Below are 15,828 nucleotides of genomic sequence, written 5' to 3'. Positions count from 1 at the left end.
CCCCTGTCTCGGGCCACCGTGGCCATACTGAGTATGCACATACGCGGTATGCCTGCGCAAGCTCGGATCTGAACCGGGCGGAGAAATGGACGGGAGGCGCGGTGCCGGCTGGCACCGCGCCTCCCGTCCGCCCGGTCGTCGCGTTCGCGACCCGCGGTCGCTTCCCGGGGTCAGTGACCCAGCTTCGCCAGCTCCTCGAACTCGTCGTCGGTCAGATCGACGGTCGCACCCGCGAGGTTGTCCTCCAGGTGCGCGACGCTCGACGTGCCGGGGATCGGCAGCATCACCGGGGAGCGCTTGAGCAGCCAGGCGAGCGCGAGCTGCGCCGGGGTGGCACCCTTGCGCTCCGCGATCTCCGTGAGCGGCGAGTCCTCGCCGGTCAGGCCACCCGTCGCCAGGGGGAACCACGGGATGAAGCCGATGCCCTGCTGCTCGGACCAGTCGAGCAGCTCCTCGGCGTCGCGCTTCTGCAGGTTGTAGAGGTTCTGCACGGAGACGATCGTGGCGATCTCCTGCGCGGCCTTGACCTCGTCGACGGAGACCTCGGACAGGCCGATGTGGCGGATCTTGCCCTCGTCCTGCAGCTTCTTCAGCTCGCCGACCTGGTCCTCGAGCGGGACCTTCGGGTCGATGCGGTGCAGCTGGAACAGGTCGATGCGCTCGAGGCCCAGTCGGCGGAGGCTCATCTCGGCCTCCTGGCGCAGGTACTCCGGGCGGCCGACGGGCGGCCAGACGTTCGGGCCGGTGCGGGTGAGACCGGCCTTCGTGGCGATGACGACGTCGTCGCCGTAGGGGTGCAGCGCCTCCTTGAGGAGCTCCTCGGCGACGTAGGGGCCGTACGAGTCGGCGGTGTCGAAGAAGTTCACGCCGAGCTCGACGGCACGCTTGAGGACGCGGATCGCCTCGTCGTGGTCCTTCGGCGGTCCCCAGACGCCGGGGCCGGTGAGCTGCATGGTGCCGTAGCCGAGCCGGTTGACCTCGAGGTCGCCGCCGATGCGGAAGGTGCCGGAGGACGCAGCCGGACGGTTCGTGGTGTCAGTGCCTGTGGTCATGTCCCCGGTCTACGCCCGGTGCGTTGCCGGTCCCTGAGTCGGTGTCCCCCGACCGCTCTCCGCGTTCGCAGGGCTACGGACGAGTGGGCCGCGGGTACGGGGTCTCGCCGCGTTCGAGTCCGCCGACGAGCTTGGTGAGCCGGTTCGTCCGCACCGTGGCGTTCGGGGCGGTGGTGATGCGGTGCAGTACGGCGTACCGGTTCGTGGCGTCGAGCTCGGCGAACAGCGCGGCGGCTGCGGGGGCGGCATCGAGGGCGGCCTGCAGGTCCTCGGGCACCGTGGCCGTGGCCGATCCGGCGTAGGCGCGGTCCCACCGGCCGTCACCCTTCGCGCGCTCGATCTCGGCGTGCCCGCGCTCCCGCATCCGCCCGTCGGCGATGAGTGCGGCGACCAGGCCGAGGTTCCGCTGCGACCACAGCGAGGCCTTCCGGCGCGGGGTGAACCGCTGGCGGTACGTGGTGTCGTCGCGCCCGCGCCGCTGCCCGTCGATCCAACCGGAGCAGAGCGCCTCGTCGAGGGCCGTGTCGTAGGTCAGCGTCGTCGGCTCCGTGACGCCCTTCTTGGCGAGGACGAGCCACACCCCGTCGGGTTCGTGCTCGTGGTCGTCGAGCCAGGCGCGCCACGCGGCGACGTCCGGCAGCACCAGGTCGACGATGTCCATGCGGTCATCGTAGGGCGCTGCCGGCCGTGAGCCCGGTCGGGTTCCGCGCTGAGCGACAGTTCACGGGGTGCAGGACGCGTGCAGTGTCGCTGGGGCCGAAACCCGGACCGCGCGCACCGTCCCCGGGCCGTCGTCAGACCCAGTGCGGCTGTGCGAGCACGCCTGCGGGGTCGGCCTGCTCGGCGATGCGGTGCAGACGGGTGGTGTTGTCGCCGAAGTACGCGGACGGGTCGGTGATCGATGCATCGCAGTAGTTCGCGTACGCGGCGTCGCCCCACGCCGGTCGCATCGCCTTCCGGAACTCCCGCACGTACGCATCGAACGGCGCGGGATCCGCCCCGTCCGCGAACACCGCCGTGTACTGCACGGTCATCAGCGCCGACCGCCAGGGGAAGGCCGAGTCCCCGGCGCCGACGTCCGCCACGGCGCCACCGAGCGCGTCGAGCGCCACCCCACCCTCGAGGTTGCCCGTCACGTCACCCGCCGCGGCCGCCTGCCGGACGAGCACGTCGATCTGAGCGTCGCTGAGCTTCGCCGAGCCGATCGACGACGTCGCCGCCTCGGACACCCGCTGTGGTCTGCCGGCCAGGGCCGACATCGCTGCCCCGTATGCCAACTCGTCCGCCGTGTGGGCGAGTGGCTTCGCACCCGTCGACCGGACGAACCCGTCGACGGAGGCGTCCGCCCCGGTCTTCGACCCCGTCCACACACCGGTCACGGTGACGGTCGGCGCGGTGTGCCGACTGCCGTTCAGCAGCTTCAGGGACGACCACAGCTCCCGGTCGGCGGTCGGCGCCCAGTCCTGCCAGGCACGCACCACGGCAGCGGCGGCCGACCATGCGAACGTGATCGTGAAGAGCAGGACGGGAGGCGCGGCGTGCGTCCGGAACGTCAGTGCGGTCACGACGCCGACGGTTCCACCGCCCCCACCGCGGCAGGCCCAGAAGAGATCGGGTTCGCGGGACGTCGACACCCGGTGCACGACCCCGTCCGGGGTGACGAGGGTGGCCCCCGTGAGCTGGTCGCAGGTCAGACCGAAGGACCGGACGAGGACGCCGACTCCACCACCCAGGGTCAGTCCGCCGATGCCGACCGTCGGGCACGAACCGGCGCCGATCGCCCGTCCGGCCTTCGCGAGCTCGGCGTACACGTCGCCGAGCCGGGCACCCGGGCCGATCGTGACGGTCCCGTCGTCGTGCAGGTCGATGCCGTCCAGGTCCTGCGTGCTGATGACCAGCGATCGCGGCACGTCGGTGCCGGGCGCCCCGCCGGCCGACCACCCCGTGTACGAGTGCCCGCCGGCCCGGAGCGCCACCGGCGTCGAGGTGGTCCGGGCGAAGGCGAGGCCGGCCTGCACGTCCGCGGTGTCCGCCGCCCGCAGGATCCCTCGCGGGTCGGCGTCGTCGAAACGCGGGTTCTCGAGCACACGGGCGTCGTCCCACCCCGCCGCACCGGACCGGAGCACGGTGCCGGACACCGCGGCGGTCAGCGCATCCCACGAGTCCGGGCCGCGGTCCGGGGAGTCACTCGGTGCAGGGTCAGGGGTCTGCGAGCGCGTCGCGGCGGCGCTCAGTGACCGGCTGGGCTCGGGCCCCGGCCTGCTGCAGGCGGCGAGGATGCCGGCGACACCGAGACCGACTCCGCCGGCGATGAGCGCGCGGCGTGAGGTGGCGGTCGTCCGGTGGGAGCCTGCTGGTTCGGTCACCGGACCTGTCTACGCCGCGCCGCTGCTGATCCGGGTCGCACTCGCCCAGTCGTGCACCCAGTCGGGCACGGTCAGGTCGCGGTCCGCGCCACCCGCCGCCTCGAGCAGGTCCGCGGTCGGCACCGTCCCGCCGGAACGCCGCAGGAACCGGGCCTGCACCACGGCGCGGGCCATCACGGCACCCTGTCGCACGAACGTCTGCTCCAGGTACACGGCACGGTCGTCGACCCCGAGCACGTGGGTCCGGAGCTCGAACCGCTGCCCGAGCGTCAACGATCGCTTGTACGTGATCGTCTGCGCCGAGACCACGGGGTACCAGCCGTGCTCGGCCAGCGCGGCCCAGTAGCCGGAACGGAGCATCAGGTCGAGCCGACCGAGGTCGAGCATCGACAGGTACTTGCCGTTGTTGACGTGGCGCAGCGGGTCCAGGTCGGTCGGGACCACCCGGAACGGCGTCCGCACCTCGTCCCAGAGCGACGCCCGGCGGCGTCCACCGACCCGAGCGCGCAGACGGGTGCGCAGCTGCAGCAGGAGCAGTCGGAAGTACAGGTTCACGGGACGATCACACCAGTGTGCGGAGCGCTCGTGCGAGCACCTTGGAGGAACCTCACGAAGCCCGAGGGCGTTCGTCGGACCAGAACGGCTGGTCCCGACAACGAGTCGAGACGGTTCGTCAGCCCGGGAACATGCCGCCGACACCGCTGCCGCCGGGGTGCGCTGCCTTCGACACGCCTTCGGCCGTCGAGCGCGCGGCGTCGGCGTCGGCCACGGCACGTGATCCCGCCGTGGGGTCGGAGAAGTCCTCGAGGTCCGAGAGCGCCCGCCGCCGACGGCGGTTCTGCACCTCGAGCACGACGAGCAGGGCGCCGAGCACGACGACCACGGCGACGACGATCCAGATGACGACCACGACACTCCCCCGAGCCCGGGGCGCCTGCCCCGTCCCTCGCAGCGTAGTGGTGCGGAGGCGGGTACCGACAGTGCCTCCCGCCGCCCCGGGGGACCGGGAGTAGACCTGCAGCATGCAGACACGCAAGCTCGCAGACCTCGAGGTCGGACCGATCGGCCTCGGAACCATGGGCATGAGCGCCTTCTACACGGGCGCCGGCACCGACGACGACGAGTCGATCCGCACCATCCACCGCGCAATCGACCTCGGCGTCACCCTGTTCGACACCGCCGAGGCGTACGGCCCCTACACGAACGAGGAACTCCTGCGCCGTGCGCTCGAGGGCCGTCGCGACGACGTCGTCATCGCGACCAAGTTCGGCCTGTACCACCACGAGGCCGGTGAGGAGACGCCGACGCAGCAGCGCGGGATCTCCAGCAAGCCCGAGTCCGTGCGCGAGGCCCTCGAAGGCTCCCTCCGTCGCCTCGGCACCGACCACATCGACCTCTACTACCAGCACCGCGTCGACCCGGCCGTCCCGATCGAGGACGTCATCGGCCAGCTCGCCGGCTTCGTGCAGGAGGGCAAGATCCGGCACATCGGCCTCTCCGAGGCGAGCGCCGCGACGATCCGGAAGGCCCACGCCGTCCACCCGATCACCGCGCTGCAGAGCGAGTACTCGCTGTGGACGCGGGACCCCGAGGGCGACGTGCTCGACACCCTGCGCGAGCTCGGCATCGGCCTGGTGCCGTACTCGCCGCTCGGCCGCGGGTTCCTGACGGGTGCCATCACGAAGCCGTCCGACCTGGACTCCGACGACTTCCGCCTGGCGAACCCGCGCTTCCAGCAGGAGGCGTTCGAGCAGAACATGCGCATCGTCGACGCGGTCAAGGAGATCGCGACCGAGGCCGGGGCCACCCCGGCGCAGGTGTCGCTCGCCTGGCTGCTGGCCCAGGGCGACGACATCGTCCCGATCCCCGGCACGAAGCGGGTCTCCCGCCTCGAGGAGAACGTCGGCGCAGCCGATCTGACCCTCACGGCGGACCAGCTGTCGCGCCTGTCGGCGCTGCCGGTCCCGACCGGTGACCGCTACCCCGACATGTCGACCATCGGTCGGTAGACGCGAACACCTGACGACCTGGAGGCCCGTGGCGGATCCGTCACGGGCCTCCAGTCCGTCGTCAGTCGCGTTTGCGGACGCGAGACGCCGGCGTCAGCGCGAGACGCCCCCGAATCCGGCGGCGTCTCGCTGACTCGGCGGCGTCTCCCGAGGACGCCGGCGTCTCAGACTTCAGCGGCGAAGGACGCGGCCCGGACCTGCAGGTCCTCGATGCGCCGGAGGCGCGCTGCCTCGACGTCGTAGCCCTCGTAGGCGGGCGGCGGCAGCTTCCGGACGTTCCGCGAGCACTGGAAGTCCTGGCACACCAGGGTGCCGACGGTGTTGCCGTTCCGTCCGGCCGGCCCGGACCGTTTCGCGCTGTAGAACGCGACGTCGTTCGGCAGCTTGACGTCCTGGCACCACGAGCACTGGGCACGGGAGCGGGGCGAGGCCTCGGCCTGCCGGAACAGGATGCCGATCAGTTCACCGTCCAGGGTCGGCACGACGGCGTAGGCACGCCGCCCGATCTTCGGGTCGCGCCAGCCGAGGTAGTCGAGCGCGTCCCAGTCGAGCGTCTCGAAGTCGGCGGGCAGCGTGAGGTCGGACACCTCTTTCCGTGAGGCGTTGACGAAGGACGTGCGGAGGGTCTTCTCCACGATGGGGAGCATGGGTGTTCGCTTTCGTGCGGGCCCGGGGCGTGCGGACGCACACCGCACCGGGCGGAGGAGGTCAGGGTTCGACGAGGGCGGCCGCACCCGAGGGCACGACCGAGGGCCTCACGCCCTGATGCCGGCGAAACGGGCGCCGACCACCTCCTGGAAGCTCACCCGACCAGCCTACGACCGGGTGTCAAGCCCGGCCCGGCTCGGCCGCGGCCGGTTCGGCGTCGCCGTGACCAGGACGACCGAGCCCTCGTACGTCGGGCGGATCCGGAGCGACCCGTGCCGCCGGTCCCACTCCCCCGACTCCAGCGCGGTCCGGAGCGCCGCCACGGACCGCCGGACGGTGAACTCGTCGACCAGGCCCCACGCCGGGTCCGCCTGGCGCACGCCGGGGTCGAGCAGTCGCTCGGGGCGGGCGTAGTACGCCTCGGCGAACCCGTCGACGCACGTGAACGGGACCGGCAGCGGGGTGCTCGTCACGGTGTCGTCGCGCAGTGCGTCGGCCATCCGCGGCAGTGCTGGATGGCGACGGGCCTCGGCCACCAGCACCTCGGGCGCGTACTCGGCGAGCCAGGAGCGCTCGATGCGGTCGGGGTCGAACGTCAGGACCACGATCGTGCCCCGGGTCACCCGACGCACCTCGGCGAGCCAGCGCTCGAGGTCGTCCCACTCGTGCAGCGAGAAGGTCGTCATCGCGGCGTCGAAGGTGTCGTCGGCGAAGGGCAGGTCCGCGGCGGGCTCCACGGTGGTCACCTCGCGGTCGGTCGGCGCGTACGAACCGGCACCGGCACCGGCACCGGCACCGATGTCGAGCACGGTCCGGGCGTCTCCGAGGGCCTTCGCGACCGCGCGGGCGAACGCGGGTTCGGGCCGGCGGTGCTGCCGGTGGTCCGCGCCTCCTGCTGAGCCGTCCGTCGTCCTCGTCACGTCCCCACCCTACGAACCCGCGGGCGCCGGGTCAGTCGACCGACTCGGACTCGGATTCCGACTCGCGCAGGGCCGCGTACTGCTCGGCCCGCTCCGTCGCGGCCCAGCTGCCGAGCAGCGCGAGCGACCGTTCGGACTCGCTGCCCGGTTCGGCCGAGTACGAGAACAGCGTCAGGCCGGGGTCGGCGACCAGGTCGAGCGCCTCGTAGGACAGCCGCAGCTCCCCCACGATCGGGTGGTCGATGCGCTTCTTGCCGGTGCGCTGCATCCGGACGTCGTGGGCGGCCCACCAGCCGCGGAACTCCTCGCTCCGGGTGGAGAGCTCGCCGACGAGCGTGATGAGCCCCGGCTCGCAGGGGTTCGACACCGCGGCGGTCCGGAGCACGGCCACGGCGTCCTTCGCGGTCTGCGCCCAGTCCGGGAAGAAGTCGCGGGCGGCCGGGTCGAGGAACGTGAAGCGTGCGGTGTTCACCGGGCGTCCGGGGCCGGCGAAGAGCGGTGCGTAGAGCGCACGGCCGAGCTCGTTCGTCGCGACGACGTCCCCGCGCTCGTTCCGCACCCAGGCCGGTGCGCCGGTGATGGCGTCGAGCAGCCGCTGCACGCCGGGGCGCACGCGGGTCGGCACGTTCCGGTGCATGACCTTCGCGCCGGAGTTCGCCAGGCGCGTGAGGTCCCACAGGTGCGCACGCTCGTCCTCGTCGAGCTGCAGGGCGCTCGCCAGGCCCTCGAGCACGCTGTCCGAGACGCCCTTGAGCGAGCCGCGCTCGAGTCGCGTGTAGTAGTCGACGCTGACGCCGGCGAGCATGGCGACCTCGTGCCGACGCAGCCCGGGAACCCGTCGGACCCCGCCGCCGAACGACGGCATGCCGACCTGCTCGGGGGTGAGCCGCGCCCGCCTGGAGGACAGGAAGTCGCGGATCTCGTTGCGCACGTCGATACCCATGCGACGAGCGTACGTGCCCGGGCCGTGCGTCCGGCAGGCACGGGCGGTACCCGTCAGTCGGTCAGGGCGCGGCGTCGGCTCCGATGCGCACCCGTGCGACGCGGTGACCGTCCATGGCAGTCACCTCGAGGCGGTGGCCGCCGGCCGTGACGACGTCACCGACCTCGGGCACGCGGTCCAGCTGCACCTGCACGAGCCCACCCACGGTCTCGTAGTCGCCGTCGGGCAGGACGGGGCCGCCGTCCGCCGCCAGGTCCTCGAGCACGGTTGCTCCGTCGACGCCGTCGTGCGCCAGCACGGACTCGTCGTACTCGGTGGAGTCCCACTCGTCGCGGATGCGGCCGACGAGGTCCTCGAGCAGCGCCTCGAGCGTGACCATTCCGGCGCTGCCGCCGTACTCGTCGACGACCAGGGCGATCTGGTGGCCGTCGGTGCGCATGTCCGCGATCGCACTCGACAGCGACTTCGTCTCGGGCAGGGCGAGCACCGGCCGGACGAGCGTGGCGACCGGGGCCGTGGGGTCGACCGGACGCAGCAGGTCACGGAGGTGCACGAAGCCCTGGACCTCGTCGCGCCCGCCGGAGGTCACGAGGTACCGGGTGTGCCCGGCTGCGATGGCCTGGTCGGTGGCCTCGGCGACGGAGAGGCCGGCGTCCAGCGTCGACACGTCGTACCAGGGGCGCATCGACTCGCGCAGGATGCGGTCACCGGCGTCCAGCGCGCTGCGGGCGATCCGGCGTCCCTGCTCGTCGACGCCGGTGTGCTCGTCGACCAGGCCGCGGAGCTCCTCGGTGCTCATCGACTCGCTGCGGGCGTTCGGGTCGCCGCCGAGCAGTCGCACGACGGTGTCGGTGGACTTCGAGAGCAGCCAGATCACCGGCCGCATCAGCACCGCGAAGCGCTCCAGGGTCGGGGCGACGGCCATCGAGAAGCCCTCGGCACGCTGCAGGGCGAGGCGCTTCGGCACGAGCTCGCCGAACACGAGCGACAGGTACGCGATGACGAGGGTCATGAGCACCAGCGCGACGGCTTCGGCCGTGCCCTGCTCGAGGCCGAGCCCCTGGAACAGCGGCGCGACGTCGGGTGCGATCGAGGACGCACCGTACGCGGCGGAGAAGAACCCGGCGACGGTCACGCCGATCTGCACGGCGGACAGGAACCGGTTCGGGTCACGGCCGAGCTCGGCGACGCGCATCCCGCGGGGGCCGCGGCGTTCGAGCTGCTGGAGCTGGGATTCGCGGAGGGAGACGAGTGCGATCTCGGCGGCCGCGAAGACCCCGCCGACGAGCACGAAGAGGATGACGAGCCCGAAGGCGATCCAGGTGTCGGCGCCCATCAGCGGGCAGCCGCCTCGGATCGACGACGGGCGGGCGGTCTGTGGGGATCGTCCATGCCTGTGAGTCTGCACAGGCAGACTGGGACATCACCGTACTGCCGCTCGACAGCAACTGTGGGTTCTGCGTCGATCCGGGACGGGGCCCTGCAGGAGTCGGTCGCTACAGGGTGAGCGAGCGACCGATGCGGGCTTCGAGCCACGCCTCCGGGTCGATCGGCGTGACGCCGTCCATCAGGACCTCGAGGTGCAGGTGCGCGCCGGTCGAGACGCCGGAGGACCCGACGAGCCCGATGAACTGCCCGGCAGCGACGGTGTCGCCGACGTTGAGCGGCGAGGAGCCGGGGATCATGTGGCCGTACAGCGTGGAGACCTGACGGCCGTCGACCACGTGGTCGATGATGACCGCGTTGCCGTACGAGAAGTAGGTGCCCGAGACCCGGACCTTGCCCGCGGCGACGGCACCGATCGGTGTGCCCATGCCCGGCGTGAAGTCGAGGCCCTGGTGCAGCGACGAGCACGCGCCGCACGGTGCGGAGCGGTACCCGAAGCCGGAGCTCATCTGCACGGGGCCGGGGAACGGCGAGCGGACGGCGCCGCCGAACGACACGGCGCCTCCGGCGGTCGCCGCGGTGCCGGCGGAACCAGCCGTCGTCGTGGTGACGGTCGAGCCACCGCCGACGGTGAACCCGTCACGGTCGAACCCGGCGGACGTGACCGCCTGGGTCACGGCGTAGTCCTGGGTGCGCACGATGGGCGCGATGGTCGAGGTGGCCATCGAGGTGCCGGCGCTCGCGTGGGCGGGCATCGCCGACGCGGCGAACATCGCGATCGCGGCGGCGGCGCTGGTGAGGGTGATGCGTCCGGCACGGGCCGACCGGGAGGCCCGGGGTGCGCTGGCGACACGGGTCGCCTTGGGTGCGGGGCGACGGACGACGCGCTGGATGCGGTCGTCGACGCGCTCGGTGGTGGCGCGTGCGGCTGCGGAGCGGCGGCCGGCCGGCTCGGTGGCCGAGGACGCGAGGACGACGGCCTTCACCGGCTTGGCGACCTTCGCGGCCTTCGGCGCCTTGGCCGGCTTCGCGGCCTTCGCCGGCTTGGCGACCTTCGCTGCCTTGGCCGGCTTCTCGGGCTTGGTGACCTTCGCGACCGGGGCCGTCTTGCTGCGACGCTGCGGTCCGCGTGCTGCTGCGCGCTCGGCCTCGAGGGCGGCGCGACGGGACAGGTGCACCACCGGGGTCTCCGGGTGCTGGTCGGGTTCGGGTGCAGTCGTCATGGCCGCCCACCATTCTGCACGACTCTGTCGCTTTGTACAGGCCCTTCCGTGATCTTTTCGTTACCGAGTGCGCTGGGAGGCGCCTGATCGCCACGGGCCGAAGCGTCCCCCGGGCCCTCCGCATCGGTACGGTCAGGGGAAAGCGACGGAAGGACCCGCACCATGGCCCGATCGCCGCGTGAGCGGTACGGAACGGTCGACCTGGCGTCGGCCGACGTCGTGCTGGCCGGTACCCAGGAACTCCTTCCCGTGCTCCGGGCCGCGGCCGTGCGCGCCGGGATCGACGCCGCGCGGATGCGGGTCATCGGGGTCGACGACCTGCCGGACCCCGGCGAGACCTGGGACGCGGCGCTGGCCGTCATCGCCATCCGCCGCCCCGGTGACGACCCCGCGTTCCACCGGGCGCAGGCGGCTGCCGAGCTCATCGCGCCGATGCTCGCGCCGCACGCCGTCCGCATCGTCGTCACGGTGTCCGGGGTGACCCGCCTCGCGCCGAAGCTCGAGCGCACGCTGACGTCCGAGGTCCTGCACCAGATCGATGCCGCATCGGCGTCGTCCGGGTTCCGTCGGCCCTTCCGGCCCCTGCGCATGCGGCTCGGGCTCGCCGGGCTCCGTGCCGCCGGCGTCCGCGTGTTCCGCGTCTCGATCGGCGACTGAGGCTCAGGCTCCGTCGGTTCCGGAGTCGTCCGGGGGCTGCCGTGTGGTGGTCATGCGCGCTCTCCCTCGCTCTGGTGTTGCGGAAGACCAGCCCACGCGCCGTTCCTATGTGTCGACAGTGCGCCTCCAGGGTGTCGGCCGAGCATCTGCCGCGCGCAGGCAGGGGCCATGTATCTTGATGTCGAGACATCCTGCGCCACGAGTACCGTGGACGTACCGACGGTCGAACAAGGGAGTACCCGCCAGCATGGCCAAGATCATCTACACCCTCACGGACGAGGCGCCGTTCCTCGCCACCCACTCCTTCCTCCCGGTCATCCAGGCCTTCGCCGGCACCGCGGGTGTCGACGTCGAGACCCGCGACATCTCGCTCGCAGGCCGGATCATCGCCCAGTTCCCGGAGCGGCTCACCGACGAGCAGCGCCTGGACGACGCCCTCGCCGAGCTCGGCGACCTGGCGAAGACCCCCGAGGCGAACATCATCAAGCTGCCGAACATCTCGGCGTCGATCCCACAGCTCAAGGTCGCGATCAAGGAACTGCAGGCGCAGGGCTACGACCTTCCCGACTACCCGGACGAGGCCACGACCGACGAGCAGCGCGACGTCCGCGCCCGGTACGGCCGCGTCCAGGGCAGCGCCGTGAACCCGGTGCTGCGCGAGGGCAACTCCGACCGCCGCGCACCCCTGTCCGTCAAGAACTACGCCCGCAAGCACCCGCACCGCATGGGCGCCTGGTCGCGTGACTCGAAGACGAACGTCAGCACCATGGGCGTCGACGACTTCCGGTCGAACGAGAAGTCCTGGATCGCCCCCGCCGACGACGTCCTGACGATCACCTTCGTGGCCGAGGACGGCAGCGAGCAGGTCCTCAAGCAGTCGATCCCCGTGCTGCAGGGCGAGGTCGTCGACGGCACCGTGCTGCACGTGGCCGCACTCGAGACGTTCCTGCGGGAGCAGATCGAGCGCGCCGCGGCCCAGGACGTCCTGTTCTCCGTGCACCTCAAGGCCACGATGATGAAGATCTCCGACCCGATCATCTTCGGGCACGTCATCAAGGCGTTCTTCCCGTCGGTGTTCGAGCGCTACGGCGCCGACCTCGCCGCCGCGGGCCTGACCCCGAACGACGGCCTCGGCTCGATCCTCGCCGGCCTCGGTGCGCTGCCGAACGGCGCCGAGATCGAGCGTGCCTTCAAGCAGGGCATCGCCGACGGCCCCGAGCTCGCCATGGTCGACTCGGACAAGGGCATCACGAACCTGCACGTGCCGAGCGACGTCATCGTCGACGCCTCGATGCCCGCGATGATCCGCACCTCGGGGCACATGTGGGGCCCGGACGGCGACGAGCACGACACCCTCGCCGTCATCCCCGACTCGAGCTACGCCGGCATCTACCAGGCCGTGATCGACGACTGCCGCGCCCACGGCGCCTTCGACCCGTCGACGATGGGCTCCGTGCCCAACGTCGGTCTGATGGCGCAGAAGGCCGAGGAGTACGGCTCGCACGACAAGACCTTCGAGCTCCCCGGCGCCGGTGTGGTCCGCGTCACGACCGCCTCGGGTGACGTCGTCATCGAGCACGACGTCGAGCCCGGAGACATCTGGCGCGCCTGCCAGACCAAGGACGTCGCCATCCGCGACTGGGTGAAGCTCGCCGTCACCCGCGCCCGTGCCTCCGCGACACCCGCCGTGTTCTGGCTCGACGAGACCCGTGCCCACGACGCGAACCTCATCGGGCTCGTCCGCCGGTACCTCGGCGAGCACGACACCGAGGGCCTGCAGATCGAGATCCTCGCGCCCGAGGACGCCATGCGCTTCTCGCTCGAGCGGATCCGCCGCGGCGAGGACACCATCTCGGTCACCGGCAACGTCCTGCGCGACTACCTGACGGACCTGTTCCCGATCATGGAGCTCGGCACCTCGGCGAAGATGCTCTCCGTCGTCCCGCTGCTGGGCGGTGGCGGCCTGTTCGAGACCGGTGCCGGTGGTTCCGCGCCGAAGCACGTGCAGCAGCTCGTGCAGCAGAACTACCTGCGCTGGGACAGCCTGGGCGAGTTCCTCGCACTGGCGGTCAGCCTCGAGCACCTCGCCGGTGTGACGGGCAACGAGCGGGCGAAGATCCTGGGCGAGACCCTCGATCGTGCCACCGGGACGTTCCTCGAGCAGGACAAGTCCCCGGGCCGGAAGCTCGGCTCCATCGACAACCGCGGCAGCCACTTCTACCTGGCGAAGTACTGGGCCGAGGAGCTCGCGGCGCAGACCCAGGACACCGAGCTCGCGGCGTCGTTCGCGGACCTCGCGGCGAAGCTCGGTGATCAGGAGCACACGATCGTCGACGAGCTCGTCTCGGTGCAGGGCCACCCGGCCGACATCGGCGGCTACTACCGCCCGGACGACGCCAAGACGAGCGCGGTCATGCGCCCGTCCGCCACGTTGAACGCGGCGCTGGCAGCGCTCTAGCAGCGACCTGCTCGCGGACGGGAGGCCCGGTGCCAGCTGGCGCCGGGCCTCCCGTCCGTCCGTGGTCGCGTCCGCACCACGAAACCCGACCGTTCGTGCTCACGAAGTGACACGGGGGACGCGCGGGGCGTCAGCCGCGGGACGGCACGGGCGGGCCGGCGGCCAGCAGCCCGGTGAAGACCAGGGCGACGGCCACGACCCCGATGCCCGCGGCCACGGCGGGCCGGCGCACCACGAAGAACAGCAGACGGTCCCAGAAGCCGGAGTGGGCGTCCGGCGAGCGGCGCCAGGAGCCCTCGAGCATGCCGCGGCGGGCGACCGCGACCTCGAACGGCACGGTGGCGTATGGCACGACGGCACTGGCCCAGCCGAGTACGAGCGCCCCGAACGACCACCGCTGGTTCACCGCGACGACCGTCGTGACCACCAGGTACGCCAGGAACACGAAGCCGTGCACCCCACCGCCGATGCGCACGCCCCAGTCGCCGGCGTCCAGGCCGTACTTGAGCACCATCCCGAGGATGAGCAGGGTCCAGGTCACGAGTTCGGCGACCGCGGCGGCGCGGAACAGGGAGCGCGGAGTCATGGCCTCCATGGTGGCGGACCCGGTTGACAGAGAGCAGGACGCCCCGGACCGATCGACCCGGGGCGTCCTCGACGTCGGGTCAGTGCCGCACGACCACCGTCTGGCCCAGGCGGTTCACGCCGGCGCGCGCGTCCCACGTGCCGGTGTTCGCGGTCTGGATCGCGAAGGCCGGGTTCGACGCCACCGAGCGTTCGGGTGCCGGCAGGGCGAGGGCGATGTCCCAGCGTCCCTTCGGCAGGTGTGCGAGCGACGCCCGGACGGTCACGGTCCGGCCCGGCTGCCACGACGACGCGTCGGCGCGCACCGGCACGGTGACCCGGCGGTGCCCGTCGGTCAGGACGAGCTGCACCGGGCGGCTGTTGTACGGCGCCGCCCAGCCGTCGTTCCGCACCGACACCGCGACCGACGGCGTGCGACCGGTGGTGACGGTGCTCGAGGTCATCGTGAAGCGGTAGCCGAGCTTCTTCGCGGCGTCGGTCATGCCGTCCGCGCCCCAGGTCGCCAGGACGTCCTTGTTGTAGTCGAGGTTGAGGTAGCTGTAGTGGTACTTCGCCATCTCGGCCGAGGCTGACGGGTACTCGGACCGCGGCGCGTTCACGGCGCAGGTCTCGCCACCGACGGGGACGTACCGCGACTCGGCGGCCAGGTAGTCCTGGTCGAGTGACAGCGGGTCGCTCAGGAACGTGCCGAAGTCGTCGGGCGAGGCGAGGAAGCAGTCGTTGTGGTGCCCGGTGCGCGACGCTGCCGACCCGTCGTGCGCCTGCTCCGGGGTGAGCGCCCCGGCCGTGCCGGACGGCATGCGGAGTGCGTCCTGCTTCATCTGCATTGTGCGGACCTGGACCGAGCGGCTGGACGGCAGGGCCGCGAGTTCGGCCTGCAGGACCTGCCGTCGGGCGTCCTTGTCGGCCTCGGTCAGCACGCCCGGGTTCGCCGGGTCGCTGGCGAAGTGGTCGGTGTAGTAGCCCTCGCCCCAGAGCCCGATGAACCCCTGCTGCAGGGTCGGGATGACGTCGGCGTTCCGGCGGAGCGTCGGGGTGAGCTGCTGGATGTGCGCGAGCACGGTCGACAGGTCGGCGTCGCCGTAGGGCGCCGAGTACGGGTACGCACCGCCCTGCACGTACGCGAACCGGGTGATCACGCCCACCCCTGCCGCACGTGCGGTGTCGTAGTCGCGCTGCACGAGCCGCAGCCAGGCCGGACTGAGGCGCTGCTGCTGCACGAACGCCTCCATGTAGAACACCCGGACGATCTGGGTGACCCCCTCGGCGCGGTAGCCGCGGAGCGTCGCGGCGTCGAGCGGTGTGTACCCGCTGCCGTCGGCGCGGTAGTGCGTCTCGGTGGTGTGGTCGAACCCGCGCGAGGGGTTCGGGATGACCGCGTCGCTCGCCGTGTAGGCCACGGTCGAGGTGGTCGTGGTCCGTGTCGTGTGGTGGCCGGTGGGCGACGACGCCCACGCGGTGGTCGGTACGGCGAGCGCGAGTGCCGCCGCGAGTGCGACGGTGGTGATGGTGCGGTGCTGCATCGGACGAGCCCCTGTCCTCGGCGCGGACGGTGATCGGCGCCCCCTGGCGCTGCCGTCC

At 71.9% G+C, this 15,828-nt stretch carries 15 protein-coding genes; 3 read left to right on the top strand and 12 right to left on the bottom strand.

Going from position 1 to position 15,828, the window contains the following annotated elements; genetic code table 11:
- Positions 1-170: 170 nt before the first annotated feature.
- The 5 genes from DEI85_RS16650 to DEI85_RS16630 form a co-directional block, all read right to left on the bottom strand.
- The gene (locus DEI85_RS16650; protein ID WP_111124064.1) at positions 171-1,052 is read right to left on the bottom strand and encodes an aldo/keto reductase; all 882 of its coding nucleotides are present in this window, start codon (positions 1,050-1,052) and stop codon (positions 171-173) included.
- A gap of 73 nt (positions 1,053-1,125) precedes the next feature.
- Complete coding sequence (locus DEI85_RS16645; protein WP_110859383.1) at positions 1,126-1,713, bottom strand: YdeI/OmpD-associated family protein; 588 nt, start codon at positions 1,711-1,713, stop codon at positions 1,126-1,128.
- A 133-nt stretch (positions 1,714-1,846) separates the two neighbouring features.
- Positions 1,847-3,418 carry an FAD-binding oxidoreductase gene (locus tag DEI85_RS16640; RefSeq protein ID WP_111124065.1) on the bottom strand — a complete coding sequence of 524 codons (1,572 nt, stop codon included), beginning with the start codon at positions 3,416-3,418 and terminating at the stop codon, positions 1,847-1,849.
- A 9-nt stretch (positions 3,419-3,427) separates the two neighbouring features.
- Positions 3,428-3,973 (bottom strand): acyl-CoA thioesterase, encoded by a 546-nt coding sequence (locus DEI85_RS16635; protein ID WP_110892909.1) that lies wholly within the window; start codon positions 3,971-3,973, stop codon positions 3,428-3,430.
- A 118-nt stretch (positions 3,974-4,091) separates the two neighbouring features.
- Positions 4,092-4,328: a hypothetical protein gene (locus DEI85_RS16630; RefSeq protein ID WP_110859386.1), complete on the bottom strand. Its 237-nt coding sequence runs from the start codon at positions 4,326-4,328 to the stop codon at positions 4,092-4,094.
- Positions 4,329-4,440: 112 nt separating this feature from the next.
- Here DEI85_RS16630 and DEI85_RS16625 point away from each other — a divergent pair, with 112 nt between their 5' ends.
- Positions 4,441-5,427 carry an aldo/keto reductase gene (locus DEI85_RS16625; protein ID WP_111091345.1) on the top strand — a complete coding sequence of 329 codons (987 nt, stop codon included), beginning with the start codon at positions 4,441-4,443 and terminating at the stop codon, positions 5,425-5,427.
- 164 nt (positions 5,428-5,591) lie between these two features.
- Here the strand turns inward: DEI85_RS16625 and DEI85_RS16620 are convergent, their stop codons facing one another.
- The 5 genes from DEI85_RS16620 to DEI85_RS16600 all read right to left on the bottom strand — a co-directional run bounded on the left by DEI85_RS16620 (position 5,592) and on the right by DEI85_RS16600 (position 10,547).
- Positions 5,592-6,074, bottom strand: a complete 483-nt coding sequence (locus DEI85_RS16620; RefSeq protein WP_110859388.1) for an FBP domain-containing protein — start codon at positions 6,072-6,074, stop codon at positions 5,592-5,594.
- Between the two features lie 168 nt (positions 6,075-6,242).
- Positions 6,243-6,995: a class I SAM-dependent methyltransferase gene (locus DEI85_RS16615; protein ID WP_111124066.1), complete on the bottom strand. Its 753-nt coding sequence runs from the start codon at positions 6,993-6,995 to the stop codon at positions 6,243-6,245.
- Positions 6,996-7,026: 31 nt separating this feature from the next.
- Entirely contained in the window at positions 7,027-7,938 is a 912-nt protein-coding gene (locus DEI85_RS16610; protein ID WP_071406260.1) for a helix-turn-helix transcriptional regulator, read from the bottom strand.
- Positions 7,939-7,999: 61 nt separating this feature from the next.
- Complete coding sequence (locus tag DEI85_RS16605; RefSeq protein ID WP_111124067.1) at positions 8,000-9,274, bottom strand: hemolysin family protein; 1,275 nt, start codon at positions 9,272-9,274, stop codon at positions 8,000-8,002.
- A gap of 160 nt (positions 9,275-9,434) precedes the next feature.
- Positions 9,435-10,547: a M23 family metallopeptidase gene (locus DEI85_RS16600; protein WP_111124068.1), complete on the bottom strand. Its 1,113-nt coding sequence runs from the start codon at positions 10,545-10,547 to the stop codon at positions 9,435-9,437.
- 162 nt (positions 10,548-10,709) lie between these two features.
- On the opposite strand from DEI85_RS16600, the gene DEI85_RS16595 reads away from it, so the two are divergent.
- Together DEI85_RS16595 and DEI85_RS16590 are read left to right on the top strand one after the other, a co-directional pair.
- Positions 10,710-11,204, top strand: coding sequence for a hypothetical protein (locus DEI85_RS16595; RefSeq protein WP_110859392.1), 495 nt, complete (start codon positions 10,710-10,712; stop codon positions 11,202-11,204).
- A 247-nt stretch (positions 11,205-11,451) separates the two neighbouring features.
- Positions 11,452-13,662, top strand: coding sequence for an NADP-dependent isocitrate dehydrogenase (locus DEI85_RS16590; RefSeq protein WP_111124069.1), 2,211 nt, complete (start codon positions 11,452-11,454; stop codon positions 13,660-13,662).
- A 130-nt stretch (positions 13,663-13,792) separates the two neighbouring features.
- Here DEI85_RS16590 and DEI85_RS16585 read toward each other — a convergent pair whose 3' ends face one another.
- Together DEI85_RS16585 and DEI85_RS16580 are read right to left on the bottom strand one after the other, a co-directional pair.
- Positions 13,793-14,248 carry a DUF3817 domain-containing protein gene (locus tag DEI85_RS16585; RefSeq protein WP_035809287.1) on the bottom strand — a complete coding sequence of 152 codons (456 nt, stop codon included), beginning with the start codon at positions 14,246-14,248 and terminating at the stop codon, positions 13,793-13,795.
- 79 nt (positions 14,249-14,327) lie between these two features.
- Positions 14,328-15,770, bottom strand: a complete 1,443-nt coding sequence (locus DEI85_RS16580) for a DUF4832 domain-containing protein (protein ID WP_111124070.1) — start codon at positions 15,768-15,770, stop codon at positions 14,328-14,330.
- Positions 15,771-15,828: the final 58 nt, after the last annotated feature.

The sequence above is a fragment of the Curtobacterium sp. MCBD17_026 genome (assembly GCF_003234895.2).
GTDB lineage: Bacteria > Actinomycetota > Actinomycetes > Actinomycetales > Microbacteriaceae > Curtobacterium > Curtobacterium flaccumfaciens.
Note: the sequence above shows the minus strand (reverse complement) of the source record. Positions and strands in the feature narration are given on the sequence as shown.

Bases quoted from the DNA above. Each gene is read 5' to 3' on its own strand.
- DEI85_RS16650 (WP_111124064.1), bottom strand. From the start codon at position 1,052: ATGACCACAGGCACTGACACCACGAACCGTCCGGCTGCGTCCTCCGGC.
- DEI85_RS16645 (WP_110859383.1), bottom strand. From the start codon at position 1,713: ATGGACATCGTCGACCTGGTGCTGCCGGACGTCGCCGCGTGGCGCGCC.
- DEI85_RS16625 (WP_111091345.1), top strand. From the start codon at position 4,441: ATGCAGACACGCAAGCTCGCAGACCTCGAGGTCGGACCGATCGGCCTC.
- DEI85_RS16620 (WP_110859388.1), bottom strand. From the start codon at position 6,074: ATGCTCCCCATCGTGGAGAAGACCCTCCGCACGTCCTTCGTCAACGCC.
- DEI85_RS16610 (WP_071406260.1), bottom strand. From the start codon at position 7,938: ATGGGTATCGACGTGCGCAACGAGATCCGCGACTTCCTGTCCTCCAGG.
- DEI85_RS16605 (WP_111124067.1), bottom strand. From the start codon at position 9,274: ATGGGCGCCGACACCTGGATCGCCTTCGGGCTCGTCATCCTCTTCGTG.
- DEI85_RS16600 (WP_111124068.1), bottom strand. From the start codon at position 10,547: ATGACGACTGCACCCGAACCCGACCAGCACCCGGAGACCCCGGTGGTG.
- DEI85_RS16595 (WP_110859392.1), top strand. From the start codon at position 10,710: ATGGCCCGATCGCCGCGTGAGCGGTACGGAACGGTCGACCTGGCGTCG.
- DEI85_RS16590 (WP_111124069.1), top strand. From the start codon at position 11,452: ATGGCCAAGATCATCTACACCCTCACGGACGAGGCGCCGTTCCTCGCC.
- DEI85_RS16585 (WP_035809287.1), bottom strand. From the start codon at position 14,248: ATGACTCCGCGCTCCCTGTTCCGCGCCGCCGCGGTCGCCGAACTCGTG.
- DEI85_RS16580 (WP_111124070.1), bottom strand. From the start codon at position 15,770: ATGCAGCACCGCACCATCACCACCGTCGCACTCGCGGCGGCACTCGCG.